The 23,917-nt window shown below is 52.6% G+C and carries 23 protein-coding genes; 4 read left to right on the top strand and 19 right to left on the bottom strand.

The features are described from left to right. Positions 1 to 19 precede the first annotated feature (19 nt). The 8 genes from QMG16_RS16075 to QMG16_RS16040 form a co-directional block, all read right to left on the bottom strand. Complete coding sequence (locus tag QMG16_RS16075; protein ID WP_281795879.1) at positions 20 to 595, bottom strand: RNA methyltransferase; 576 nt, start codon at positions 593 to 595, stop codon at positions 20 to 22. Then, entirely contained in the window at positions 534 to 1,355 is an 822-nt protein-coding gene (trmD, locus tag QMG16_RS16070) for a tRNA (guanosine(37)-N1)-methyltransferase TrmD (RefSeq protein WP_281795878.1), read from the bottom strand. The genes QMG16_RS16075 and trmD overlap by 62 nt, the downstream gene beginning before the upstream one ends. Further along, positions 1,345 to 1,881 (bottom strand): ribosome maturation factor RimM, encoded by a 537-nt coding sequence (rimM, locus tag QMG16_RS16065; protein ID WP_281795876.1) that lies wholly within the window; start codon positions 1,879 to 1,881, stop codon positions 1,345 to 1,347. The genes trmD and rimM overlap by 11 nt, the downstream gene beginning before the upstream one ends. Next, the gene (locus QMG16_RS16060; protein ID WP_281795875.1) at positions 1,874 to 2,107 is read right to left on the bottom strand and encodes a KH domain-containing protein; all 234 of its coding nucleotides are present in this window, start codon (positions 2,105 to 2,107) and stop codon (positions 1,874 to 1,876) included. The genes rimM and QMG16_RS16060 overlap by 8 nt, the downstream gene beginning before the upstream one ends. 39 nt (positions 2,108 to 2,146) lie before the next feature. After that, positions 2,147 to 2,407, bottom strand: coding sequence for a 30S ribosomal protein S16 (gene rpsP / locus QMG16_RS16055; RefSeq protein ID WP_281795872.1), 261 nt, complete (start codon positions 2,405 to 2,407; stop codon positions 2,147 to 2,149). Between the two features lie 240 nt (positions 2,408 to 2,647). Continuing rightward, a complete protein-coding gene (ffh, locus tag QMG16_RS16050; RefSeq protein WP_281795871.1) occupies positions 2,648 to 4,003 on the bottom strand; it encodes a signal recognition particle protein in 1,356 nt (451 codons plus the stop codon). Between the two features lie 552 nt (positions 4,004 to 4,555). Then, positions 4,556 to 6,601, bottom strand: a complete 2,046-nt coding sequence (locus tag QMG16_RS16045; RefSeq protein WP_281795869.1) for a sodium-translocating pyrophosphatase — start codon at positions 6,599 to 6,601, stop codon at positions 4,556 to 4,558. A gap of 507 nt (positions 6,602 to 7,108) precedes the next feature. Next, positions 7,109 to 8,953, bottom strand: a complete 1,845-nt coding sequence (locus QMG16_RS16040) for a dynamin family protein (RefSeq protein WP_281795867.1) — start codon at positions 8,951 to 8,953, stop codon at positions 7,109 to 7,111. A gap of 42 nt (positions 8,954 to 8,995) precedes the next feature. On the opposite strand from QMG16_RS16040, the gene QMG16_RS16035 reads away from it, so the two are divergent. Both QMG16_RS16035 and QMG16_RS16030 read left to right on the top strand, forming a co-directional pair. After that, positions 8,996 to 9,193: a hypothetical protein gene (locus QMG16_RS16035; protein WP_281795864.1), complete on the top strand. Its 198-nt coding sequence runs from the start codon at positions 8,996 to 8,998 to the stop codon at positions 9,191 to 9,193. 168 nt (positions 9,194 to 9,361) lie between these two features. Then, a complete protein-coding gene (locus QMG16_RS16030; protein ID WP_281795861.1) occupies positions 9,362 to 10,252 on the top strand; it encodes a lytic murein transglycosylase in 891 nt (296 codons plus the stop codon). Positions 10,253 to 10,418: 166 nt separating this feature from the next. On the opposite strand, the gene coaD is transcribed toward QMG16_RS16030, so the two are convergent. The 11 genes from coaD to ilvB (QMG16_RS15975) all read right to left on the bottom strand — a co-directional run bounded on the left by coaD (position 10,419) and on the right by ilvB (QMG16_RS15975) (position 20,973). Next, the gene (gene coaD / locus QMG16_RS16025) at positions 10,419 to 10,943 is read right to left on the bottom strand and encodes a pantetheine-phosphate adenylyltransferase (protein WP_281795859.1); all 525 of its coding nucleotides are present in this window, start codon (positions 10,941 to 10,943) and stop codon (positions 10,419 to 10,421) included. A gap of 42 nt (positions 10,944 to 10,985) precedes the next feature. After that, a complete protein-coding gene (gene rsmD / locus QMG16_RS16020) occupies positions 10,986 to 11,540 on the bottom strand; it encodes a 16S rRNA (guanine(966)-N(2))-methyltransferase RsmD (protein ID WP_281795857.1) in 555 nt (184 codons plus the stop codon). Positions 11,541 to 11,546: 6 nt separating this feature from the next. Continuing rightward, positions 11,547 to 12,566: an aspartate-semialdehyde dehydrogenase gene (locus tag QMG16_RS16015; RefSeq protein WP_281795855.1), complete on the bottom strand. Its 1,020-nt coding sequence runs from the start codon at positions 12,564 to 12,566 to the stop codon at positions 11,547 to 11,549. A gap of 93 nt (positions 12,567 to 12,659) precedes the next feature. After that, a complete protein-coding gene (locus tag QMG16_RS16010) occupies positions 12,660 to 13,736 on the bottom strand; it encodes a 3-isopropylmalate dehydrogenase (RefSeq protein WP_281795853.1) in 1,077 nt (358 codons plus the stop codon). A gap of 152 nt (positions 13,737 to 13,888) precedes the next feature. Then, complete coding sequence (locus QMG16_RS16005; protein ID WP_281795851.1) at positions 13,889 to 14,392, bottom strand: 3-isopropylmalate dehydratase small subunit; 504 nt, start codon at positions 14,390 to 14,392, stop codon at positions 13,889 to 13,891. A gap of 95 nt (positions 14,393 to 14,487) precedes the next feature. Next, positions 14,488 to 15,747, bottom strand: coding sequence for a 3-isopropylmalate dehydratase large subunit (gene leuC / locus QMG16_RS16000; RefSeq protein WP_281795849.1), 1,260 nt, complete (start codon positions 15,745 to 15,747; stop codon positions 14,488 to 14,490). Between the two features lie 206 nt (positions 15,748 to 15,953). Beyond that, a complete protein-coding gene (gene pssA / locus QMG16_RS15995; RefSeq protein WP_281795847.1) occupies positions 15,954 to 16,814 on the bottom strand; it encodes a CDP-diacylglycerol--serine O-phosphatidyltransferase in 861 nt (286 codons plus the stop codon). Continuing rightward, a complete protein-coding gene (locus QMG16_RS15990) occupies positions 16,799 to 17,434 on the bottom strand; it encodes a phosphatidylserine decarboxylase family protein (protein ID WP_281795845.1) in 636 nt (211 codons plus the stop codon). The genes pssA and QMG16_RS15990 overlap by 16 nt, the downstream gene beginning before the upstream one ends. Before the next feature lie 96 nt (positions 17,435 to 17,530). Next, positions 17,531 to 18,532: a ketol-acid reductoisomerase gene (gene ilvC, locus QMG16_RS15985; protein WP_281795843.1), complete on the bottom strand. Its 1,002-nt coding sequence runs from the start codon at positions 18,530 to 18,532 to the stop codon at positions 17,531 to 17,533. A gap of 210 nt (positions 18,533 to 18,742) precedes the next feature. Next, positions 18,743 to 19,240, bottom strand: coding sequence for an acetolactate synthase small subunit (gene ilvN, locus QMG16_RS15980; RefSeq protein WP_281795841.1), 498 nt, complete (start codon positions 19,238 to 19,240; stop codon positions 18,743 to 18,745). A gap of 14 nt (positions 19,241 to 19,254) precedes the next feature. Continuing rightward, positions 19,255 to 20,973, bottom strand: a complete 1,719-nt coding sequence (ilvB, locus tag QMG16_RS15975; protein ID WP_281795838.1) for a biosynthetic-type acetolactate synthase large subunit — start codon at positions 20,971 to 20,973, stop codon at positions 19,255 to 19,257. 393 nt (positions 20,974 to 21,366) lie between these two features. Between ilvB (QMG16_RS15975) and ilvN (QMG16_RS15970) the strand changes: the two genes are divergently transcribed. Beyond that, positions 21,367 to 21,888 carry an acetolactate synthase small subunit gene (ilvN, locus tag QMG16_RS15970; protein WP_281797098.1) on the top strand — a complete coding sequence of 174 codons (522 nt, stop codon included), beginning with the start codon at positions 21,367 to 21,369 and terminating at the stop codon, positions 21,886 to 21,888. A 196-nt stretch (positions 21,889 to 22,084) separates the two neighbouring features. Next, positions 22,085 to 23,752, top strand: coding sequence for a biosynthetic-type acetolactate synthase large subunit (gene ilvB, locus QMG16_RS15965; protein WP_373878685.1), 1,668 nt, complete (start codon positions 22,085 to 22,087; stop codon positions 23,750 to 23,752). Positions 23,753 to 23,917 lie beyond the last annotated feature (165 nt).

Genomic DNA, 23,917 nt, shown 5'->3' with positions numbered 1-23,917 from the left:
CTGGCCTCCCGCTATCCTATCATCTATCCAGAGAGAGTAGGCGATCCATCAGTATGGCCGCGGCACACCTTACCGAAAGGTGATTGTAGGCCGCCTTGCCCTGGATGGCCTCGAGAATGTCGTCAACTTCCCGCATTACCGATGGCGCCAATCCCCATCCGGTACCCAGCAAGAGAAGCACCGGCCCTGAATCTTTCTCTAAATAACGACGAGCATCCCCATGGCTGAGGCTTTCGACATCCGTTCTAGCCGTAGTCGCCCAAATCCGGGGCCTCTGCCCCCATTCGCCCTCAATATCTTTCAGCACCGACGGGATATCGTCCACAACGCGCAATCGCCTCAACGCCAATTCCCGGTCCGGGTGCAGATCTTTCCCGATTCTTTTGCACCAGTGATCTGTCAGTCGTTTTGTGAGTATCTGCTGATCTTTCAGCGGGGTCACGATATAACATATGGGTATATCATAGGTGCAACTGGCCCTTGCCAGATCGTGCAAATCCAAATTCGTGACGGCAGATGCAATGATCTCGCCCCTACGATTCAAAACCGGATAATGAACCAGAGCCACATAGAGTGGAACCCTTTTCTTGAACATCCGTTGTTTCCGTCTTTCTTGAAACTTCCTCGAACTCTTCTTCCGCCAGTCTCAAGAGTTCCCGATCCTCTTCGGACAGATCCAGCCTCAGAAAAAGGTCCGGTCTGCGAAGCTTCGTTCTGAGCAGAGCCTGCCCACGACGCCAGCGATGAATGACCTCGTGATGCCCGGACAGCAATATTTCCGGAACCCGGTATCCGTTGAACTCTTGTGGACGCGTATATTGCGGATACTCCAGGATCGGTTCGCTGAATGATTCTACAAGGGCTGAACCTGCGTTTCCAAGAACTCCGGGGATCAACCGCGTCACGGAATCCGTCACAACCATTGCGGCAAGCTCCCCACCCGTCAGCACATAATCGCCGATGGAAATCTGTTCATCCGTGTAATACTCGGAAACCCGTTCATCGACCCCTTCATACCGTCCGCAAATCAGCATCACTCGAGGCCGCCGGCTCAATTCCCAGGCGATTTTCTGATTGAACAACCGCCCCTGCGGACTGAGCAGAATGACCCAAGGACGAGGACCTTCGCGGCACAAACCCTCCAACGCGCTCACGATCGGCTCAGGCTTCATGACCATCCCCTCGCCCCCCCCGAAAGGGCGGTCATCGGTCATTTGATGCTTGTCCGTCGCATAATCCCGTATATTATGCACCCGAACCTGGATGATCCCCCTCGCCTGAGCCTTGCCCAGAATGCTCTCCCCCAAGGGGGCCTCAAACATGCCGGGAAAGATCGTCAGTATGTCAAAGATCATCCATCAGACCTTCCGGTGGATCGATCACCATCTTCCCCAGCGCCAGGTCCACCTCACAGATGATCCCTTCCACCGCAGGAACAAGTAGTTCTTTGCCTTCGCAGTTCACAACGTAAACGTCATTAGCGCCCGTTTCCATGATACGCTCGAGGATGCCGAGATATCTCCCCCCGACAGTCACGACAGAAAGCCCCAGCAATTGGAAGTGGTAATATTCCCCCTCTTCCGTGGGAGAGAGGCGATCCTCCGGCACAAAAAGCTCTTCACCGACGACCCGTTGTGCAGCATCCATATCCGAAAGCTCATGAAACTGCACCACCCAGAATTTGCCCTGGGGTCTCAGAGCCGCCAGAGTCAGCTCCGGTCGCACTCCCTTCGCGTCAGGGTTCAAAAAAAGCTTCTCGCCGGCCGATTGTTCTCCCAAAGTCTCCCCATATGGAACAACCTTCAGGGCTCCCCGAACACCATGAGTGCGCGAGATCCTGCCAATGGAGACGAAGTCGAGGTCTCTTTCTATCTTATTCAATGATTTCCAGTACAGCCCGTTTACGTATCTTCGTTGATGCGGCGCTCAATATGGTACGCATGGCTCGCGCTGTGCGCCCTTGTTTGCCTATCACTTTGCCGAGGTCTTCCTTGGCTACCCGCAGTTCAATCACGGAAGTCTGCTCACCTTCTATTTCCGTGACCCTTACCTTTTCAGGATTATCCACCAAAGCACGCGCCATAAAATCGACCAATTCCTTCAACATGGTGACCTCCGGATCTTCCGCGCCGCTGAGCTCCCCTTCCTAGGAAGCCGTATTCACTGCCTGAACATCCATCTTCCGAATCAAACTTGCCACTGTATCTGTGGGCTTAGCACCCCGTTGGATCCAATGTTGCAGTCTCTCGACATTAATATTGACCTCGGCAGCATCAGGCAAAGGATTGTATGTGCCGATCTTCTCAATGAAGCGTCCATCACGTGGCGAATCGGAACAGCTCACCACAATGCGGTAAAAAGGTCTCTTTTTTCTTCCACCACGGGCCAATCGAATACGTACTGCCATGATTTGTGTCTTACCTCCCCATAGAAACAGGCTTCTATATGAAACCTCTTCTCAATTGCTTTCCAATACTGTGTCACATCACTCACCGAGAATTCCTCTACAGCCAAGGGCAGAATTCTCTCACGCGCATCCAGCATTCATCACCATTTTAGCACCAACGCGCTACATCTCCCTCTTCCGGCAGGCACTCAAAAAGAAGCCATGAGCGCGAATTGCCTTATATAGCGTATTCTCAGGAAATTAAAAAGGGAAAAATGCTCTCTTGCGCCGCACTTTACCTTTCTTCTTTTTGCCTGCGCTCCCTCCCCCCATCATCTGACGCATCATTTTTCGCGACTCATTGTAGCTTTTCAGAAGCCGATTGACCTCCTGCACGGATGTCCCACTGCCATCGGCAATCCGCCGCCTGCGGCTGGCGTTGATGATGTCGGCATTTTTGCGTTCGCCCTTGGTCATGGAATTGATGATGGCCTCCATGCGCACGAATTCTTTTTCGTCCACCTGCATCTTTTTCAGCTCCTTGAGCATCCCCATGCCCGGGAGCATGCCGAGAATCTGTTCCAAGGAGCCCAGCTTCTTGATTTGTTTGAGCTGGTTCCTAAAATCTTCCAGAGAGAACGTATCTTCTCGAAATTTCTGAGCCAACTCCTGAGCCTGTTTTTCATCGAAGGCCTCCTGCGCCTTCTCTATCATGGACAAAACATCTCCCATGCCCAGGATGCGAGAACTCATCCGATCCGGGTGAAACACTTCCAGCGCATCGAGCTTCTCGCCGGTGCCTATGAATTTGATGGGACAGTTTGTAACGGATCGAATAGAAAGCGCAGCACCCCCTCGTGCGTCGCCATCCAGTTTCGTAAGAATGACACCGGTCACTCCCAGCATATCGTGGAATTTGCCCGCCACCTGTACGGCATCCTGCCCCGTCATGGCGTCCGCGACCAAAAGGATTTCATTCGGTTCCAGAATCTCCTTCAACCGTCCCAGTTCCGCCATCAACTCGGTATCCACGTGAAGACGTCCTGCCGTATCCACGAGCAGCGTGTCACAATTCTGCTGTTTCGCATAGGCCAGCGCTTCCCGAGCGATCTCTTCCGGACGCTGCTGCACCGAGGAAGCGTAAACGGGCAACTTCAGCTGCCCCGCCAGAGTCACCAGCTGGTCGATAGCTGCAGGCCTGTATACGTCTGCAGGAACCAGGCACGGCCGTCGCTTTTCCTGAACCAGCTTGCGAGCCAGCTTCGCCGTCGTAGTGGTCTTACCGGACCCCTGAAGCCCCACCATCATCAGGCAGACAGGGGGTTTCCCTATGAGCCTCAGAGGTTCCGCCCTCCCTCCCATAAGTTCCGTCAAGGCTTCATTGACGATCTTGATGACCTGCTGCCCGGGAGTGAGGCTCTGCATCACTTCCTGCCCGATGGCTCGTTCGGCAATGCTGGCCACGAAGTCTTTGGCAACCTTGTAATGGACATCAGCTTCGAGGAGGGCCATGCGCACTTCCCGAAGGGCACTCTGGATGTTTTCCTCGGTCAACTTGCCCTGCCCGCGAAGATTCTTAAAAATTTTCTGGAGCCGGTCCGAAAGATTGTCGAACATAGTAATCACCACAATGAAGTGTTTTCAAATAATTGCCTTCGCTATCCACAGGCTTTGTATCGTATAGACAACGGCGATTCAAGTCAAGGAGCGGCACGAACCATAATCGGCAAAAATCGATTCAGACGTCGAATTTCGGACTTCCAGCCACGAAAAATCGTTCCGGAGGGAACATCCATACAAAGAGGAAAAACAAAATCTGCATTCCAGAAATCGGGATTTTGTTTCTTTTAACCCCCATGACCGGGGCGGTCTCAACGAAGCATGAAAAAAGGCAATGCGATGCAAGGCGACAGGGAAGGCGGGAAGCGCTCTTAAAATGCGATATTATCATGAGCTATGAGCTATGAACCATGAGCCTTTTTTCATATAAAGGTTAAAGGCGGAGACCTCGAATGAATTCATGCAGTGCTACTGCCAGGGGAACTCCAAATGATTCGCGTGTCGCAGAGGGCATTGGGAAAAAGATGCGCCGAAAGGGAAAGTGGGGAATCGGAGTATTTCTAAAGAACAGCCGGCAGACAAAAGTCCACCGGCTGTCATTGAATCAAATTACTTGATCAAGGGAACGATGAGCAGAGCCACGATATTGATAACCTTGATCATCGGGTTGATTGCGGGGCCGGCCGTATCTTTGTACGGGTCGCCTACGGTATCACCGGTTACTGCCGCCTTGTGAGCTTCAGAACCCTTGCCACCGTACATGCCGTCTTCGATGAACTTCTTGGCGTTGTCCCATGCACCACCACCGCTGGTCATCGCAATGGCCTGGAAAAGACCGGTCACGATACTACCGATGAGCACGCCACCGAGGGCTTCTTTACCAATTAGGAAACCAACGATTACAGGAGCGACAACGGGAATCAGGGCAGGAACCATCATTTGTTTGATAGCGCTCTTGGTAACGATATCAACGCATTTGCCGTATTCAGGCTTGGCGGTGCCTTCCATGATGCCGGGGATTTCTCTGAACTGGCGGCGAACTTCTTCCACAACGCCACCGGCAGCCTTACCTACAGCTTCCATCAGGAGGGAGCCGAAGAAGTAGGGCAGCAGACCACCGATGAAGAGACCTACGATGACCTTGGGATTGGAAAGGTCGAACAGAACGGTCGATTCGAAGGACCGTGAATACTCGGCAAAGAGAACCAGAGCTGCAAGGCCGGCGGAACCGATTGCATAACCCTTGGTTACAGCCTTTGTGGTGTTGCCCACCGCATCCAGGGGATCGGTGATGGCGCGAACGGACTCGGGCAGCTCAGCCATTTCGGCGATACCACCCGCGTTGTCGGTGATGGGACCGTAAGAGTCGATGGCCACAACGATACCGGTCATAGAGAGCATGGCCACTGCAGAAAGAGCGATAGCGAACAGACCGCCACCGGCGTTTCCTTCAAATCCACCACCCAGGGAGAAAGCCCACACGATGGCGCCGCAGATCACCAGGGCAGGAGCGGCCGTTGACTTCATGCTGACGGCGAGGCCGGCGATCACGTTGGTCCCGTGACCGGTCTGGCTGGCTTCAGCAATGTGCATAACAGGAGCAAAGCTCTTGGATGTGAAGTATTCGGTAATGACCACGATGGTACCGGTCAGAAGAAGACCTATCACGGCGGTCATGAAAACACCCATTGCGGTGAATGCGGGCTGAACGCCGGGAAGCGCCAGGAACCACTGGGAGGCGAAATAGAAAGCTACAGCGGCAAGGATACCGGCAACGGCCAACCCCTTGTACAGGGCGCCCATAATGTATTCGCTCTTGCCGAGGCGTACGAAGTAGGTACCGATGATGGAAGCAACGATGGAGATACCGCCGATCAGGAGGGGAAATTCCACCCAAAGGCTGTCTGCACCGAAGACGGTCTTGGCAAGCAGCATGGCTGCAACCAGGGTCACCGTGTAGGTTTCATAAAGGTCGGCAGCCATACCTGCACAGTCACCCACGTTGTCGCCCACATTGTCGGCGATAACAGCGGCATTGCGCGGGTCGTCTTCGGGGATACCCGCTTCGACCTTACCCACGAGGTCGGCACCAACGTCGGCGGCCTTGGTATAGATACCACCGGCGATACGAGCAAACACACTCATGAGGGAACAACCGAATCCCAAACCAACCAGCGCATGGAAAGCTTCTTCGACCGGCGCCGTGGATTTGGCAACCAGATAATATCCCGTGATACCGAGCAGACCGAGGCCCACAACCATGATTCCCGTTACGGAACCACCCTTGAAGGCTACGGTCAGGGCAGCCTGAATACCTTTTTTGGCGGCTTCAGTAGTTCTCACATTTGCCTTGACGGTAACGACCATTCCAATGTAACCGGCAAGAGCGGAACCAAAAGTACCAATAACGAAGCCGATGGCAGTCCACTTGCCAAGATAGGTCAACAAAGCGGCAAGAATAATGGCAACAACGGCAACGGTCTTGTATTCACGTGCCAGGAAAGCCTCTGCGCCTTCCTTGATCGCGTCCGAGATCTGCTGCATCTTCTCAGAGCCTGCACTCTGTTTCGATACCCATGCTGCGGTGATGAGTGCGTAAACCACTCCCAATGCACCACACCCAAGGGCGAAAAGCATGATTGTACTCGCGTTCATTCAATCCTCCTGTTAAAATTTTTCCATTTTACACCCAAAAAGCCAATCCCGGGGTCCGACCCCCCCTACCTCAAAACACAAAACAAATGCATCTCCGAATCTCTTCCCCTCTCCTCCTCCTTGTTCAACTGATTTTCAAAAATCAAAATCATTTTTTCTGGAAGCAAGACCAAGCAAAGACCCATGACAGCTCCCGGCAAACTCCCAAAGAGGCCTTCCCTATAAACAAAAGCGATCCCCTTCAAACCATCAAAGGCTGAACCCACTCCATTCTTCCTTACGATCGAGAGAGGGGAACTGAGATATAAAGCGGACGAAACGTTGCAAACAAAAACACGAGCGGACCGGACCCGGCACTTTTTATTCTGCTCCGCCGCATAGTTATGTCACAAGAAAGACTAACAATAGATATTTTTTTCACATGCGCGACAAAGCTACTTTAGCGCACCTATTTTGTCAAGAAGAAAAGCTTTGGAAAGAGTTCCATCAAAAGCGATCTGCATGACCTCATACACTCTGAACATTTTCTGCAATTTCGATGAGCTTTTTCTTTCCTTCTTCCACGGCCTGCAGTTTCTCCATCAGAACTTTTTTAATCTCTTCCGACTGCTTTTCCCCCCTTGTTTTTGCATCCATTCCCTTTTCGATGGCTCCAGATATTCCGTCCACCATGGCATCTATGCGTTGAAGCACTTCTTTTCGAAAACCATGCTTTCCCCTGTTCAATCTGGTGAGAAAATCGGATCGCATGCGTCCCGCCTGCATTTCAATCGTTTCCAGCATGTGGCGTTTGCGCTTGTTAAAGATCATCCGATTGGCCAATCGGAAGACGTAGGCCCTGAATTTTTCAAAACGCTTGCTGATATAACCGGGCAGAACCTGAGTCAGCGAGTCCGTCAGCAGATCCAGACCCACCGGTTCGTGCTGAAGCTTATAATAAAAATTGGACTCCGAGCTCCAGACGGATTTCACTTTGATCACTTCGAAGGGAATGGAGAAAAGTTCTGATGAAAACATGAGAAGATCATCCAGAATATCGTTTATTCTCTTGAGGAACCCTTCACAGATCTCATCGAAAGCCTTCGCGACCTTCTCCTCCTCCATACCGTGCCACGCATTATAGGCCCGCTGCACCTCCTGAACGACGTAACTTTCCAGAATATCGTTCAACTCTTTGAGGGAAAGGTCGCTATGGGCAGCATAAAAATCGTCCAAGCCCTGCTCCATTTTGGGGAGGATTTCTTTCTTCAGAGCAGTCAGATCCTCATCGAGCACCGTCTTTACAAACCGATTCACCTCTCCGTCCAGCATGATGTCGAAGTTCTTTTTTTCATTCAGGATCTCTCCCTTCTTTTCCTCAAACGCCCGCAGTTTTTCCTCCAGTTCGTGGAGAGGTGTTTCAAGGGATTTCTGTTCCAGCTCCAGCTGCAACCGTGACTGGGAAAGAATCCTCAGCAGATTATGAATCACCGAAGAAAGCAGCACTTTCCCCTTGTCCAGAAGGAGGAACCGGGTCAGCACTTCAGAAAACGCAGGCAGATTGCTCTTCAGGAGCAGTTCATTGGACGACTCCAATTTTCCTTTCAAAGCCAGTTTTGCAGAAACAGGAAATATCCTTACATCCTCTCCCATGACTTCCCGAATGGCCTTCCGGGAAAAATCGATGGACTCGGAGACTTCCTCTTCGGAGAGGTAATCGATTTTATTGAGGAGGAAGAAAATCTTGTTGGAATACTGCCGCACATCGCTCAGAAAATCCATTTCCGCCTTACCCACCGGCTGATCCACCGACAACAAAAAGAGAGCGGCATCGGACTTCGGCAAATATTGGTAGGCGACATCTGTATTGTGCAGATAGATCGAGCCCACTCCCGGAGTATCGATCAGTCGGACCCCGTCTTTCAAGTAAGACGAGGGATAAGTGATAAGGACTTCCCGCACCCCTTTTACATTCTTTGGATTTCCCGTTTCAGTGGCAAAATTTTGGATCTGATCCACCTGGATCTCCGAAGTATTCCCGTCGTTGAACACCACCTGAACATTTACGGATTCGCCATACTTGAGGACAGTCACGATCGAGGTCAGAGGCACCACCGCTACCGGCAAGATTTCTTCCCCCATCAGGGCATTGATGAGGTAGGTCTTCCCCCTTTTGAACTGCCCCACCACCACCAGATTGAAGACGTTTGCATCCAATTTTTCACGCAATTCAGAACAAATAGCCGTATTTTCTGGAATTATGGCTATGAAGTCGTCGATGCAGTCCAGCAAACGCGTTTTCAGCTGAACATAGCTTTTCATGGATGATGCTTTGCTCGCCGCCGCCTCTGCCTGAAAATATTCTTGATCCATGTCTTCTCCTTTATATGAAAAAAGGCTCATGGTTCATAGCTCATGGCTCATGATAACATCACTTTTCAAGAGCGTTTCCCGCTTTCCATATTGGCTTGCATTTCTTTGCCTTTTTCATTTTTCGTTGTGACCGTTCCGGTCAAGGGAGTTAAAAAAAAACTCCCGCCAAAAGAGTCTTTAGCAGGAGTGGACCTTCGCCTGTGTCATCAATCCCAAAAAGGTTTGTCCATCATTTATTGAATTCAATCTGAATTGTTGTATACTTTGCGCGGATAAAATTAAGACTTTTGATCATCATGGGAGCGCAATCATCAACCATTGCGAGCATATAATAAAATCCTTATCGGGACTGCAAGCAAAAACGAACAAACTCGTTGTGGGAAACCTGTGAGATAGAGAGGAGATAGGTTGAATAAGCCATCCTGTAACTTTCGAGCCGGCTTTGATTTCCCAAGCAGATGCCTTCCCCTTTTGATCGTCGGCTTCCTGCTTGTCACCTGCTGCAATGTCTTCGCACAGGCGGACCCTTTTGAATCATTATTCAGCCAACTGCGTCAAGATGGGTTCAGTGAGGACCAAATCGCCATTATCCGCAGATCCGCCGGGGCCCCCCTCTTTCAGACGGTTTCAAACACACTCCACATACGAGAAAGCAAATTGAATTACGAACAATTTCTGGATCCCTCCCGTTTGAACAAAGCGGAGCAGTTTCTTCAAACCCACTGGTCTACACTCGTCAGAGCGGAAAAGGGACTTGGAGTCGACCGAACGGTCATTGTGGCCATTTTGCTGGTCGAGACACAGTTGGGCCAGTACACGGGTAAAACCCCGACCCTCGCGATCCTTTCGACTTTTGCCCTCATGGACCGGGAAAGTTCCCGAGATGCCGTGTGGGCACTGCTCACCGAGCAGGATCGCACACATTGGGGGCGGGATGCATTTGACCGAAAAATGCTTCAAAGATCGAAGTGGGCTTATGCAGAACTTTGCGCTTTGCTTCAATGGTCTGAAGCCCAGGGATTCAGTGCCGAGTCCTGCCGGGGGTCCGTTATGGGCGCCGTAGGCTGGCCTCAGTTCCTGCCCTCCAGCATGGTTCACTATGCCATGGATGGCAATCATGACGGACGTATCGATCTTTACACCCCTCAGGACGCCATCTTCAGCGTTGCCAATTACCTGCGGGGCCACGGCTGGCCCCAGGCCAAAGACCAGGCCGCAAAGGAAGCGGTCATCTACGGCTACAACAAGAGCCAACCCTATGTTCAGACGGTTCTGGAAATCGCATCCCGCATTCAATAGATGAAGGCCCGACAGCTTTATATGAAAAAAGGCTCATGGCTCATGATAACACCGCTTTTCAAGAGCGTTTCCCGCTTTCCCTATTGCCTTGCATATCTTTGCTTTTTTTCATTTTTCGTTGTGGCCGTTCCGGTCACGGGAGTTAATGGATGCGCCGTCATTCGGTTCAGCTGACCACCACCTGGGATTCTTTAGCTGCCGTTCTTCCCAACCGTTCTATAAGAGCTTTTTCCACGGGTTCAGGAACCAGGCCGTTGACACACCCCCCCGACATGACCACCTCTTTGATAAGCCTGGAACTGATATAAATCCACCGCATCCCCGTCATGAGAAAGAGCGTTTCGATTTCGGTGCTGAGCTTCCTGTTCATGAGGGCCATCTGAAATTCATACTCGAAATCACTCACCGCCCTCAATCCCCTCACGATAGCATCCGCCCGGACATCTTTGACATAATCGACAAGAAGGCCTTGAAAAAAATCTACGCGAATACGGTGTTCCAGCGGATGTCCCGACAGGGAATCCTTGATCAACTGCAACCGCTCTTCCAGGCTGAAAAGCGCTTTTTTTCCAGGATGAACCGCAATGGCGATGACGATACGGTCAAAAATTTTGAGGGCACGCTCGAGCAGATCCAAATGACCATTCGTGATGGGATCAAACGACCCTGGATAGACCGCCAACTTGTCCATAACCTTCTCCTTTTCCGCTCTCCGGCGCATTTTTTCACAGTTTCAACAAGGAAGCTCTCTCTCGTAAAAAGAAATCATCGTATCGCCATACCTGCGTTCCCCGGTCCTCACCCATCCTGCCCAGTGCCGGGGCAGATCATCCTTGACCGAATGTTCCGCAATCACCAAAGCTCCACAACGGGCGATTTCTCCCAATCGTCCGAGGGTCTTTTCCACATAACCCTTCCCATAGGGAGGATCCAAAAAAATGACGTCAAACAATTCCCCTTCCCCGGCAAGCCGTCGAATGACCTGATCGATGGACCCATGGAGGACTTTCACCTTTTCTTGAACACCGCACAATGCAACGTTGGCCCGAATGAGCCGAATGGCTTCCGGACTCTGATCCACGAAAACAGCCCGGCAAGCACCGCGGCTGAGGGCCTCCAGACCCAACGCTCCCGTTCCCGCGAAAAGATCCAGCACACCGGCTTCGGGAAGGTAGGCCGCAATGATGCTGAAGACAGCCTCGCGCACCCGATCGGTGGTGGGACGAATCTTATCGCTCCTGGGGGAATGCAAACGCCTTCCGCGGAAGGCGCCAGCTACAATCCTCATGGTCTCCTAAAGTAAGTTGCGAGCCATCATGGTTTCGGCTATCTGCACAGCATTGCTGGCTGCGCCTTTTCGAATATTGTCCGCTACAACCCACATGGCCAGGCCGTTTTCGACAGAGGGATCCAGGCGGATGCGCCCGACCAGGGTCTCATCTTTCCCCGCTGCATCAAGGGGCACAGGATAGCACAAGTTGGCGGGATCATCCACAACACGCACTCCCGGAGCCTGGGAGAGCAACTCGCGCACCCTTTCCACCGAAATGGGAGCCTTTGTTTCAATATTCACCGCTTCAGAATGGCCATAATACACCGGAACCCGCACGGTGGTCGCACAGACTCCGATATTCGGGTCGTTGAAAATCTTGCGGGTTTCGTTGACCATCTTCATCTCTTCTTCGGTATATCCGTTCTCCAGGAACGCTCCAATGTGCGGAAAGCAGTTGAAGGCGATCTGGCGGGGATAGATTTCCATTTTCGGCTCTTTCCCCTGCACCAGGGCTTCCACCTGGTTTCGTAATTCTTCTATGGCCCGCTTCCCGGTTCCGGAAACCGCCTGAAAAGTTGTCACCACGATCCGTTTGATCCCCACCGCATCGTAAATGGGCTTGAGCGCTACGACCATCTGAATGGTCGAGCAGTTTGGATTGGCGATGATTCCAGGCCCCTTCACCAGAGCATCGGGATTCACTTCGGGAACCACCAGGGGGACATTGGGGTCCATGCGGAACGCACTGGAATTATCGATGACCACGCATCCGGCTGCAGCCGCAATGGGAGCAAACTTCTTGCTGACGCTTCCCCCCGCAGAAAAAAGCGCGATCTCGACCCCCTTGAAGGAATCCTCCTTGAGTTCTTCGACGGGAATGCACCCCCCCTTGTAAGAGAGGGTCTTTCCGACCGACCTGAAGGACGCCAGGAGCCTCAGATCCTTGACCGGGAATCCCCGTTCTTCCAAAACCCGGACCATCAGATTCCCAACCGCCCCGGTTGCCCCCACTACTGCAACTTGATAAGATTTTTCTCCCATTTTCTCTTTTGCCTCTTGTTTCCCTATCTTAAACGAGCATCAAGGACCACGTTCCCATTTTGGGCGCGCGGCCCTTTCAACACTCAAAACCCATCAGGCGCTTTTGCTGATATAGTCAGCCACAAGATCTCCGACTTCGCTCGTCGAATAGCCCATGTGCCCCGCAGAAAGACTCTTCAGATCCTCTACCACGACCTTGCGGATCGCGGCCTCCATTCTCCCGGCCGCCGAACCTTCGCCCAGATGCTCCAGCATCATCTGCGCCGCACCAATGGCAGCCATGGGGTTGATGATATTCTTGCCGGTATACTTGGGAGCGGAACCACCAATGGGTTCAAACATGGAGACCCCTTCGGGATTGATATTTCCTCCCGCCGCGATACCCATTCCGCCCTGAATCATGGCGCCCAGATCCGTTATGATATCACCGAACATATTGTCCGTTACAATCACGTCAAACCATTCCGGATTCTTTACCATCCACATGCACGTGGCATCGACGTGAGCGTAGTCCGTCGTGATATCGGTATATTCCTCAGCGATCAGATTGAAAACCCGTTGCCAGAGATCGAACGCATAGGTCAAAACGTTCGTCTTACCGCACAAGGTAAGCTTTTTGCGCTGGTTTCGACGGCGACAGTAATCGAAAGCAAATCTCAGGCAGCGCTCCACTCCCATTCGGGTATTGATGGATTCCTGGACCGCCACTTCGTGAAGGGTCCCCTTCCTCAAAATGCCTCCCGAACCGGCGTAGAGCCCCTCGGTATTCTCGCGGACCACTACGAAGTTGATATCTTCCGGGCCTTTGTCTTTCAAGGGAGTATCCACACCGGGATAGAGGATCACGGGGCGCAGGTTGATGTATTGATCCAGCTGAAAGCGAAGCTCCAGAAGGAGTCCCTTTTCCAGAATCCCGGGCTTTACATCGGGATGCCCAATAGCGCCCAAAAGAATGGCGTCGAAAGTCCTCAGTTCCTCCAGCACGCTTTCGGGAAGGATTTCTCCAGTGCGCAGGTAACGCTCCCCACCCAGATCGTAATGAACCTCTTCCACCTTGAAAGCTTCTTTTTCAGCCACCGCGTTCAGGGCCTTGAGGGCTTCCCGGATCACCTCGGGACCGGTTCCGTCTCCAGGAAGTACAGCAATGCGGTAATTCTTATTCTGGGCCATATTCGTCTCTCTCGTCTTTCCATCTCGATTCCCCCAGCACCGGGGGGCATAATAAAAAATGAAATTCTTATCTTGCAGGATCGTGCCTCAGCCCGATTGTTGCAGCCCAAGGTGCGTTCCTGCAGATGCCTTCACATAAAAAGCCGCCGAAGTTAATCTTCTTCCTGGAGCATCTGTTCACGAACGTATGCCATGAGTCCTCCGGCCTGCAGAAGTTTCTGCATGAAGGGGGGCACAGCCTGAGCCCGGTACGTCTGCTTTCGAGTATGGTTGACAATACGTCCATCCTCCAGATTCACTTCCACTTCATCGCCCGTGGCAATGGCTGAGGCAGCCTCGGGGCATTCCAGGATGGGGAGCCCCATATTGAATGCGTTCCGGTAGAATATGCGTGCGAAGCTGTGGGCAATCACACAGCTCACCCCGGCACCCTTGATGGCGATAGGGGCGTGTTCACGGGACGACCCGCAGCCAAAATTCTTTCCTGCCACAATGATATCCCCCGCTCGGACTTTGCCGGAGAATTCGGGATCGGCATCTTCCATACAATGGGCAGCCAGAACTTTTGTATCCGAAGTATTGAGATAACGCGCAGGAATGATGGCATCCGTGTCGACATCATCCCCAAATTTCCACGCCTTTCCTCTGATTTGCATGTCTCGACCTCATTGTTTCTAGGGTGAAGGCATCAGGCGTGAGAGCCCAACCCTTATCGATTTGAATCCGTTGGACCCGCAAGCCTGAAATCCCGTCAAACATCCTTGGGGTGAATGATTTTCCCGGCGATGGCGGAAGCTGCAGCCACTGCAGGATTGCTCAAATAGACTTCGCTTTCGGGATGCCCCATGCGGCCGACAAAATTTCTGTTGGTCGTTGCCACGGCCCTTTCTCCCGCCGCGAGAATCCCCATGTGTCCCCCCAGACAAGGGCCGCAGGTGGGAGTACTGACGGCCGCTTCGGCATCGAGGAAGATTTCGATGAGCCCTTCCTCCATGGCCTTCCGATAAATATTCTGGGTCGCGGGAATGACCAGGCATCGGACATTGGGAGCGACCTTCTTTCCTTTGAGGACTTTGGCCGCTTCCCTCAGGTCCTCGAGACGCCCGTTCGTGCAGGAACCGATGACGACCTGATCGATTGCAATCTCCGGCAGATCCGTCACGGGGCGCACATTCCCGGGAGAATGAGGCAAAGCTACCATGGGTTCAAATCCGGATACATCCCAATCGTAGACCGTCTCATAAGCTGCGTCCGCATCACTTCGATAAAATTCATAAGAACGCTGAGCCCTGCCCTTTACATATTCTTCGGTCGTTTTATCAGGAGCTATGATGCCCACCTTCGCGCCGGCTTCGATGGCCATATTGGACATGGTCAACCGATCCGCCATGGGAAGATTGTCAATCACCTCACCCGTGAACTCCATCGCCCGGTAGCGCGCGCCATCGACGCCAATCCGCCCGATGGTGTAGAGGATCAGGTCTTTGCCCCCCACCCAGGGTCTTCGTTTGCCTCGATAGATGAACTTTATGGAATGGGGGACTCTGAACCATATTTTGCCCGTCATCATGGCTGCAGCCAGGTCCGTGCTGCCGACACCCGTCGCAAAGGCACCCAAAGCCCCGTAGGTACAGGTGTGGCTGTCGGCCCCGATGACCACATCCCCGGGCAGCACCAATCCCAACTCGGGAAGAAGAGCGTGCTCCACCCCCATACGACCGACTTCAAAAAAGTGCTTGAGGTTCTGTTCTTTTGCAAACTCTCTCAGAATCTGAACCTGCATTGCCGATGCAATGTCTTTGTTCGGCGTGAAATGATCGGGAACCAGAGCTATGCGTTCCCGGTCAAAAACCTTCTTCGCTCCAGCACGGCGAAATGCATCGATCGCCAGAGGAGCGGTAATATCATTGCCCAGAGCGAAATCTACCTTGACCTCCACAAGTTCGTCAGGCTGCACTTGAGATTTGTCAGCGTGTTTCGCCAGGATTTTTTCACTGATGGTCATTGCCATGCTTTCACCTTCCCTTAAAGGCTGTCAACGATGAATCATGAAGTGTCAAAAACACCGTCCTTCTATATGCGGTAAACGGCTATAAACCGGACCTTCTGTCATTTCAGCCGAAAGGAAAAAATCTTAACGGGATGACAAAGCTCCAAATTCAAACCGTGCGCAGTATATATAATGGTCAATATGAGGGTATCCCTCCAGGCCCATTCCTATTGGTGTTGCTCCGGTTGGGATTGATCCGGACTTTCCTGCCCCTGCGGCGCCTTATCTGCCAGATCGGGAGCTTGAGCCGTTCGAGTGATTCTGCGGTGCAAAAAAAGATAACCAACGGGTCCGGAGCAGACATAAATCACGGCGAGCACAAACAGCATGGAAGAGGGATTCACCGCTATGATGGTCAGGAGCATCACAGCTCCAAAGAGGACCGGCAAAGGTTTTGCCTTGATCATTTCTACCTCTTTGAAACTGTTGAAGGGAACATTACTGACCATCAGGAATCCGAGCAGATAGGTCATCAGCAGGAAGGAGAGATTTACCGCATAGAAATCGGAGGATACGGCCCATTCGTGGCAAAAGAGTACCGTAGTGGCCACCATGCTTGCAGCGCCCGGTATGGGAAGGCCGGTAAAGTACTTCTTGCTTGCAGTCTCCGCCTGGACATTGAAACGAGCGAGACGCAAGGCGCCGCACGCCATAAAAAGAAAAGCGGCCAGCCAGCCCAGACGACCGAAGGGCTTCAAAGCCCACAGATACATGAGAAGCCCCGGTCCCACACCGAAGGCCACCAGGTCTGCCAAGGAATCGTATTCCACGCCGAACCGGCTGGTCGCACGCGTCAGGCGCGCCACCTTTCCATCCAGGATGTCAAAAATACACGAAACGATGATTGCCACAGCGGCAACTTCGAATCTTCCGTTGATGGAATTGATGATGCCGAAAAAACCACTGAAGAGATTCGCCGTGGTGAACAGATTGGGAATGATGTACGCCCCAAGATGGATTTCACTCTCTTCGTTGAACTGCCGCCATCTCTTCTTCCTCGGGCGTCGTTTTTTTATTTCAGCCGACATAATGCGGTTTCACCCCCGTAGACATGCTCACCCTTTCGCACTAAAACTTCGCTGTTCTCAGGCACATAGACATCCAATCGGGAACCGAAACGAATCATACCGAAACGCTCTCCGCGGATGACTCGATCTCCCACGGTCGGCCAACAGACAATGCGTCGCGCAATCAGCCCGGCCACCTGGGTCACGATCACATCCGCACCTGTCTCCGTGCGAATCCACAGCCAGTTCTGCTCATTTTCAATGCTCGCACGTTCCAAACTTGCCGACAAAAAACGCCCTTTCTGGTAGAACATTCCCTGAAGGGTCCCGGAACAGGGAATCCGGTTCACGTGCACATCGAAAACGGTCATGAAAATACCGATCTTCAAGCAGGGCTTATCGATGAAACGAGTCGATTCCACTCGTTCGATGCAGACGATCCTGCCTTCGGCAGGGGAAATGACATCCTGAGGCTCTGCAATGAGAATCCTTTCGGGATCGCGGAAAAAATGCCCCATCAACAGAGTCAGGACGAGGAGGGGCCAGGTCAACAGGGCACAGCCCAAAACGGCGGTGACGAGCGTGGTGAACACCGCCGCGAGCAAATAAGGCACCCCTTCCCTGGCAATCGGGATGTGCATTGCCTTTCTTCTAAAATCATCGGACCTTTCAGACTTCGAATCCAACAGAGTACCTCGCTTTTTGCTTCGGTGAATCTTTGAACTGCGCCGCGCCGATTAAATCATTTTTACCGCATCCAGGAAAGGCATCATGGCCCGAAGGCGGCTCCCCACTTCTTCGAGAAGAAGTCTCTTTTCACTTTCCCGTGTAGCCCGGAACATGGGACGACCTGCCTGATTCTCGAGAATCCAATCTCTTGCGAATGCACCCGACTGAATTTCTCCCAATATTTTCTTCATCTCTTTGCGCGTCTCTTCCGTGATGACTCTCTTCCCGCGAGTCAGGTCGCCATATTCAGCGGTATCACTGATGGAGTAGCGCATATAGGCCAGCCCCCCCCGATAGATGAGGTCCACGATCAGTTTCAGTTCGTGCATGCATTCAAAAAATGCGATCTCAGGCTGATAGCCCGCCTCAACCAGAGTGTCGAAGCCCGCTTTGATCAGTTCGGACACTCCACCGCAAAGTACGCTCTGCTCGCCGAAAAGATCCGTTTCGGTTTCCTCTTTGAAGGTCGTTTCCAGCACGCCGGCTCGAGTGGCCCCGATTCCCTTGGCATAGGCCAGAGCCGTCTGAACCGCATGCCCGGTGGCATCCTGATGCACGGCGTAGAGAGCCGGCACACCCGCGCCACGTACATATTCGCTGCGCACGAGATGTCCGGGCCCCTTGGGCGCCACCATGACTACATCCACATTTGCAGGCGGAAGGATCTGGCCGTAATGGATATTGAAGCCGTGGGAAAAAAGAAGCGTCTTACCCGCTTTCATACAGGGGGCCACATCCTGATGATAAAGAGCAGCCTGGGCATGATCGGGAGTGAGGATTTGAATGACATCGCCCTCTTCGGCAGCCTCGCGGGCGGAAACGGGCTCAAAACCGTCCTCCACCGCCTTGTCGTAGTTGGCTGAACCGGGACGCTGCCCCACGATCACTTCCACACCGCTGTCGCGAAGGTTCTGCGCCTGGGCGTGCCCCTGGCTCCCATAGCCGATCACCGCCACTTTCTTCCCACGAAGTACATTCAAATCTGCATCTGCCTCATAAAAAATCTGCATGAAAATTCTCCTTCTCTGTCTCATCCTCTCATGGCTTATAGCTCACATCTCTTGAAGAGTTCGATCCTGAGCGATTGCCATTGGTTCATAAGAGTATAGCTCATAACCGGCAGGCCCGCGTTTTTAACCCTTCAAATCCTTGCAGGATAACACCAAACGCGGACTCCGAGTCATGAGCCATCAGCCATGAGTCACCCCGTTCGAGCGGGATCAGTGTTTTTTGCTTCGAGCCAGCGCGGCCTTCCCGGTCCGCGCTATTTCCACAATGCCAATCTGGCTCAGAAGTTCAATGATCGCGGAAATCTTGCTATCGTTTCCCGTGACTTCAAGCGTATAAAATTGAGGGCTGACATCCACGACCTTGGCTCGAAAGATGTCCACGATGCGCAGGACTTCAGCCCGCGTCTGTTCTTCGGCGCGCACCTTGATGAGGGCCATTTCACGGTCAACGAACTCGGTTTCAGAGAAATCAAAGACCTTGAGAGTATCTACCAGCTTATTGATCTGTTTTACGATTTGCGACAAAACGCGCCGGTCTCCGCTGGTCACCAAAGTGATGCGTGTTATACCGGGTTCATTGGTTTCAGCCGCAGTGATATTTTCTATATTGAACCCTCTGCCGCTCAAGAGTCCGACCACCCGTGCAAGAACTCCGGGGCGGTTTTGCACCAATATACCTATCGTATGCCTTTGCTTGTTGTTTTCCATTTGTTCTCCAGGGCTCATACCAGCAACATTTCCGAGATGCTCTTTCCTGCAGGCACCATGGGATAAACCCCTTCTTCGGGCGCCACGATGAAATCCATGAGAACCGGCTTGTTGATGGAAAAGGCTTCCCGAAGGACCGGCTCCACCTCTTCGGGCTTCGTGGCCCTGATCCCTACGGCTCCATAGGCTTCGGCGAGTTTTACAAAATCCGGGGAAGCATCCAGGCAGGTACCGCAATACCTCTTGTCGTAAAAAAGTTCCTGCCACTGGCGCACCATACCCAGGAACCGGTTGTTCAAGATGGCGACTTTCACGGGCAACCCGTTGCAGACAGCCGTGATGACTTCTTGGATATTCATCTGAATGCTTCCGTCTCCAGCAATGTCAACGACCAGCCGGTCCGGAAATCCCACCTGCGCCCCGATAGCTGCCGGAAGTCCATAGCCCATGGTGCCCAGGCCACCCGATGTCAAAAAGCAACGGGGATGTTCGAAATGATAATATTGGGCGGTCCACATCTGGTTCTGGCCCACCTCCGTCGTGATGATCGCCTCGCCGTTGGAGACCTTGTAAATGGATTCCACAACGTATTGAGGCTTGATCACATCCCCTTCCTGCTGATAGGTCAGCGGGTAAGTCTTCTGCCATTCCCGTATCTGATTCAACCAGCCGGCGCGCAGTTCCGTCAACCCTTCGATGGGTTCGGCTTCAGCCATCTGGATCAGCTTCTGAAGGGCATTCCTGCAATCCCCCACGATGGGAATGTCCACTTCGACATTCTTGCTGATGCTCGTGGGATCGATATCGATATGGATGATCTTTGCCTTGGGAGCAAACCCGCTGATTTTTCCCGTCACACGGTCATCGAACCGGGCTCCCACGGCAATCAAGACGTCCGAGTGGGAAACGGCCATATTGGCCCTGTAAGTTCCATGCATCCCCAACATGCCCAGCCAGAGAGGGTGAAGCTCCTTGTGACCGGAAGAGTCCGTGATCGTCGCGGGGAAACTGCCAAGGCCCATGAGTGTGCCCGTCACGGGGATCTGCGTCATTTCTGCAAAACGAAGAAGCTCCTCGTAGGCGCCCGAATGCACTACACCTCCACCCATATAAAGCACGGGATGCCTGGCCTTCTTCATGACCTGGTAAGCCCGCTTGATCTGCCCCATGTGAGCTTCCATCGTCGGGTGATAGCCGGGCAGGTCGATGCGTTTGGGATAACGAAAATCCGTCTGCGCCTGCTGAACGTCTTTGGGCAAGTCCACGACCACCGGACCGGGACGCCCCGTTCGAGCCAGATAAAAAGCCTCTTTGATCACCCGCGCAAGATCGTTGACATCCCTTACGAGATAGCTGTGCTTGGTACAGGGTCTCGTGATCCCGATGATATCCACCTCCTGAAAGGCGTCATCACCGATCATGGCAGTAGGCACCTGTCCCGTGATGACCACCATCGGGACGGAGTCCATATACGCTGTCGCCACTCCTGTCACCGTGTTGGTCGCACCCGGACCGGAGGTAACCAGACACACGCCTACCCGCCCCGTGGCCCGGGCGTATCCATCGGCCATATGAGCCGCCCCCTGTTCGTGGCGGACCAGGATATGGCGAATACCGGAATTTGGCATCTCATGGTAAAGGTCCAGAACCGATCCCCCCGGAAAACCGAAGATAACGTCCACGCCTTCCCGTTTGAGGCATTCAAATAAGATCTGTGCTCCTGTCAGCTTCATAACGGCCCTTAGTGACCGGCTCATTTCTTCGCCGGCATTTCATAGATTCTATTTTCCTTTCAACCACCAATCCACACTCCATCTACCGGAGACCGGCACTATGTAATGCCAGGAATTTTCATTAGATAGTGGAGCAAAAAAATAATTTTAGAAAATTAAAGGAAAACTGTCAACGCATTGAACCCAAGTCGCACCTTATAACGGCGTTTCTCATATCTCATTTTGATTCATTTCGATACCCTAATCTTTTACAATGCTCAAATTTACCCATTTTTTCTGCAATTCAGGCTATAATTGAAAATTTAAACGGCATGCTGTATATTATTCGTTCTTATAAAAATAATCTTATCAGTCTATCTAGCGTAAATGCTGGGTGAGGAGGTTGTGAAAGAAATGAAACACACCCTTGCGGTATTGGTGGAAAACAGCCCAGGTGTTCTCGCCCGTGTAGCAGGGCTCTTCAGCCGGCGAGGCTTCAACATCGAAAGCCTGACAGTCGGTAGAACCGAATCCGACGACGTCTCACGCATGACCATCGTCGTAGAGGGCGATGACAGGCTCCTCGAACAGGTCAGCAAGCAGTTGCATAAACTGATCGATGTCATCAAGATCAGTGACATCACCGAAGAAGAATATGTAGATCGGGACCTGGTCATGATCAAAGTGGCGGCGGACCCGGGTCAGAGAGTCGAAATCATGCAGATGGCCAACGTCTTCAGAGCGCGCGTTGTCGATCTGGGACGTAAGACGATGACGCTCGAATGCACGGGAAACGAGGGGAAAATCAATGCCTTTGAGGAATCCCTGCGTCCCTACGGCATCAAAGAATTGGTGCGTACGGGTAAGGTAGCCATGCTGCGCGGTTCCAAGTTCGGCAGCACCAACGGCACGCACGCCGACTCAAAAGACGACTGATATCACAAAAGCTGCTTCCTTACGCCATAAGGAATCGGTGAATGTCACCCTTGGAGTGGGACACTCACCCACATCGATAGAATGACTGTAAAGGGGCTGCAGACCGGATTGCGAGTGAAGGAGATAGGGGTCCATATTTCCTGCATTCAGGAATCCTCTCATCGGTCCCTAACTCCAGAAATCGGAGGGAATTGCCTTGGAAATGACAGTGGCGGAAGCTTTAGTCCGTTGTCTCGAGAAAGAAAATGTGGAAGTGATCTTCGGCTATCCCGGCGGAGCCATGCTTCCCATTTACGACTCACTTTACCGTTTCTCGTCCATCAAACATGTGCTGGTGCGCCATGAGCAGGGGGCGGTGCATGCCGCTGACGGGTATGCGCGGGTCACCCGAAAGGTGGGGGTATGCATGGCCACATCGGGTCCCGGAGCCACCAACCTGGTTACCGGGATTGCCAATGCTTATATGGATTCGATTCCACTGGTGATTTTCACCGGCCAGGTTCCCACGGTACAGATCGGAACGGACGCTTTTCAGGAAGTGGACATTACCGGCATTACCATGCCCATCACCAAGCACAATTATCTGCTCAAGGATCCGACAAAGCTCGCCACTGTGGTGAAAAACGCCTTTCACATCGCCGCCACAGGAAGGCCGGGGCCCGTATTGATCGATATCCCCAAGGATGTGGCCCAAGCCAAGATCGATTTCAAATACCCGAAAACGGTTCATCTGCGCGGATACAAACCGACTTACCGGGGCCACCCTTACAAGATTCAGACCATCGCAAAGCTCATCAAGGAAAGCAGGAGGCCCCTGATTTATGCCGGCGGCGGAGTCATCAGTTCGAACGCAGAGCAGGAATTGCTGCAACTTGCCGAAACCATCTCGGCGCCCGTGACCAACACGTTCATGGGACTGGCCAGTTTTCCGGGGGATCACCCTCTTTTTCTTGGAATGCTGGGGCTGCACGGCACGCGATACGCCAACCTCGCCGTCACGGAATGTGACCTTTTGATCGGCATAGGAGCACGATTCGACGACCGCGTCACCATGAACATCAAAGCCTTCGCGCCCAATGCCACGGTGATCCACATCGATATCGATCCTGCTGAAATCGGAAAGATCGTTGAGACTCATGTCCCCCTCGTCGGGGATGTCAAAAACATTCTGACCGCTCTCCTTCCCCTTCTTGAAAAAATCGACCGGTCCGAATGGGATGCGCGCATCAGGGAACTCAAAGAGCAGTACCCACTCACTTACAGCAGAACCAACGGCCTCAAACCCCAGTTCATCATTGAACAGCTTTGCGCTCTCACCAGAGGTGAAGCTCTGGTCGTCACGGACGTAGGGCAGCATCAGATGTGGGTGGCTCAATACTACCATTTCCGCAGTCCGGGAACACTGGTATCCTCCGGAGGCCTCGGATGCATGGGATTTGGCCTGCCCGCATCCGTCGGCGCTCAGATAGGCCGCCCCAACCAGCAGACCATCCTGGTGACCGGCGATGGGAGCATTCAGATGACCATCCAGGAGCTGGGAACCATGGTCGAGCAGGGCTTGCCCATAAAAATCATCATCCTGAACAACTTTGCCCTCGGGATGGTGAGGCAGCTCCAGGAATTTTATTGCGAAGGGCGTTACATGGCGACGAACTTCAAGTTTCATCCGGATTTTGCCCAGCTGGCCAAGGCATACAGCATTCCCGGATATACATTCAAAACGGACGAAGACGTTTTGAAGACCCTGCCCGAAGTCCTGTCCGCTCCGGGACCGGCCATCATCAACTGTTTGATTCCACCGGAAGAGAATGTGACCCCGATGGTGCTGGCGGGTAAAGGAATTCATGAAGCCATTGAATGCTAGCACAAATACGTGACGACAGGTAAGGGAGTTGGCCGATTCCAATATTCCGTTATTCACTACGGAGACACGGAGGGCACGGAGAGGATTTTGGAATTCTTAGGGAATCTCTCTGTGATCTCTGTGCCTCCGTGGTGAATGGGGATTTAGAGCCTATCCGAAAACCTT

It is taken from the genome of Desulforhabdus amnigena (assembly GCF_027925305.1).
GTDB lineage: Bacteria > Desulfobacterota > Syntrophobacteria > Syntrophobacterales > Syntrophobacteraceae > Desulforhabdus > Desulforhabdus amnigena.
Note: the sequence above shows the minus strand (reverse complement) of the source record. Positions and strands in the feature narration are given on the sequence as shown.

Bases quoted from the DNA above. Each gene is read 5' to 3' on its own strand.
- QMG16_RS16075 (WP_281795879.1), bottom strand. From the start codon at position 595: ATGTTCAAGAAAAGGGTTCCACTCTATGTGGCTCTGGTTCATTATCCG.
- trmD (WP_281795878.1), bottom strand. From the start codon at position 1,355: ATGATCTTTGACATACTGACGATCTTTCCCGGCATGTTTGAGGCCCCC.
- QMG16_RS16060 (WP_281795875.1), bottom strand. From the start codon at position 2,107: ATGTTGAAGGAATTGGTCGATTTTATGGCGCGTGCTTTGGTGGATAAT.
- rpsP (WP_281795872.1), bottom strand. From the start codon at position 2,407: ATGGCAGTACGTATTCGATTGGCCCGTGGTGGAAGAAAAAAGAGACCT.
- ffh (WP_281795871.1), bottom strand. From the start codon at position 4,003: ATGTTCGACAATCTTTCGGACCGGCTCCAGAAAATTTTTAAGAATCTT.
- QMG16_RS16045 (WP_281795869.1), bottom strand. From the start codon at position 6,601: ATGAACGCGAGTACAATCATGCTTTTCGCCCTTGGGTGTGGTGCATTG.
- QMG16_RS16040 (WP_281795867.1), bottom strand. From the start codon at position 8,953: ATGGATCAAGAATATTTTCAGGCAGAGGCGGCGGCGAGCAAAGCATCA.
- QMG16_RS16035 (WP_281795864.1), top strand. From the start codon at position 8,996: ATGGCTCATGATAACATCACTTTTCAAGAGCGTTTCCCGCTTTCCATA.
- coaD (WP_281795859.1), bottom strand. From the start codon at position 10,943: ATGGACAAGTTGGCGGTCTATCCAGGGTCGTTTGATCCCATCACGAAT.
- rsmD (WP_281795857.1), bottom strand. From the start codon at position 11,540: ATGAGGATTGTAGCTGGCGCCTTCCGCGGAAGGCGTTTGCATTCCCCC.
- QMG16_RS16015 (WP_281795855.1), bottom strand. From the start codon at position 12,566: ATGGGAGAAAAATCTTATCAAGTTGCAGTAGTGGGGGCAACCGGGGCG.
- QMG16_RS16010 (WP_281795853.1), bottom strand. From the start codon at position 13,736: ATGGCCCAGAATAAGAATTACCGCATTGCTGTACTTCCTGGAGACGGA.
- QMG16_RS16005 (WP_281795851.1), bottom strand. From the start codon at position 14,392: ATGCAAATCAGAGGAAAGGCGTGGAAATTTGGGGATGATGTCGACACG.
- leuC (WP_281795849.1), bottom strand. From the start codon at position 15,747: ATGGCAATGACCATCAGTGAAAAAATCCTGGCGAAACACGCTGACAAA.
- pssA (WP_281795847.1), bottom strand. From the start codon at position 16,814: ATGTCGGCTGAAATAAAAAAACGACGCCCGAGGAAGAAGAGATGGCGG.
- QMG16_RS15990 (WP_281795845.1), bottom strand. From the start codon at position 17,434: ATGCACATCCCGATTGCCAGGGAAGGGGTGCCTTATTTGCTCGCGGCG.
- ilvC (WP_281795843.1), bottom strand. From the start codon at position 18,532: ATGCAGATTTTTTATGAGGCAGATGCAGATTTGAATGTACTTCGTGGG.
- ilvN (WP_281795841.1), bottom strand. From the start codon at position 19,240: ATGGAAAACAACAAGCAAAGGCATACGATAGGTATATTGGTGCAAAAC.
- ilvB (WP_281795838.1), bottom strand. From the start codon at position 20,973: ATGAAGCTGACAGGAGCACAGATCTTATTTGAATGCCTCAAACGGGAA.
- ilvN (WP_281797098.1), top strand. From the start codon at position 21,367: ATGAAACACACCCTTGCGGTATTGGTGGAAAACAGCCCAGGTGTTCTC.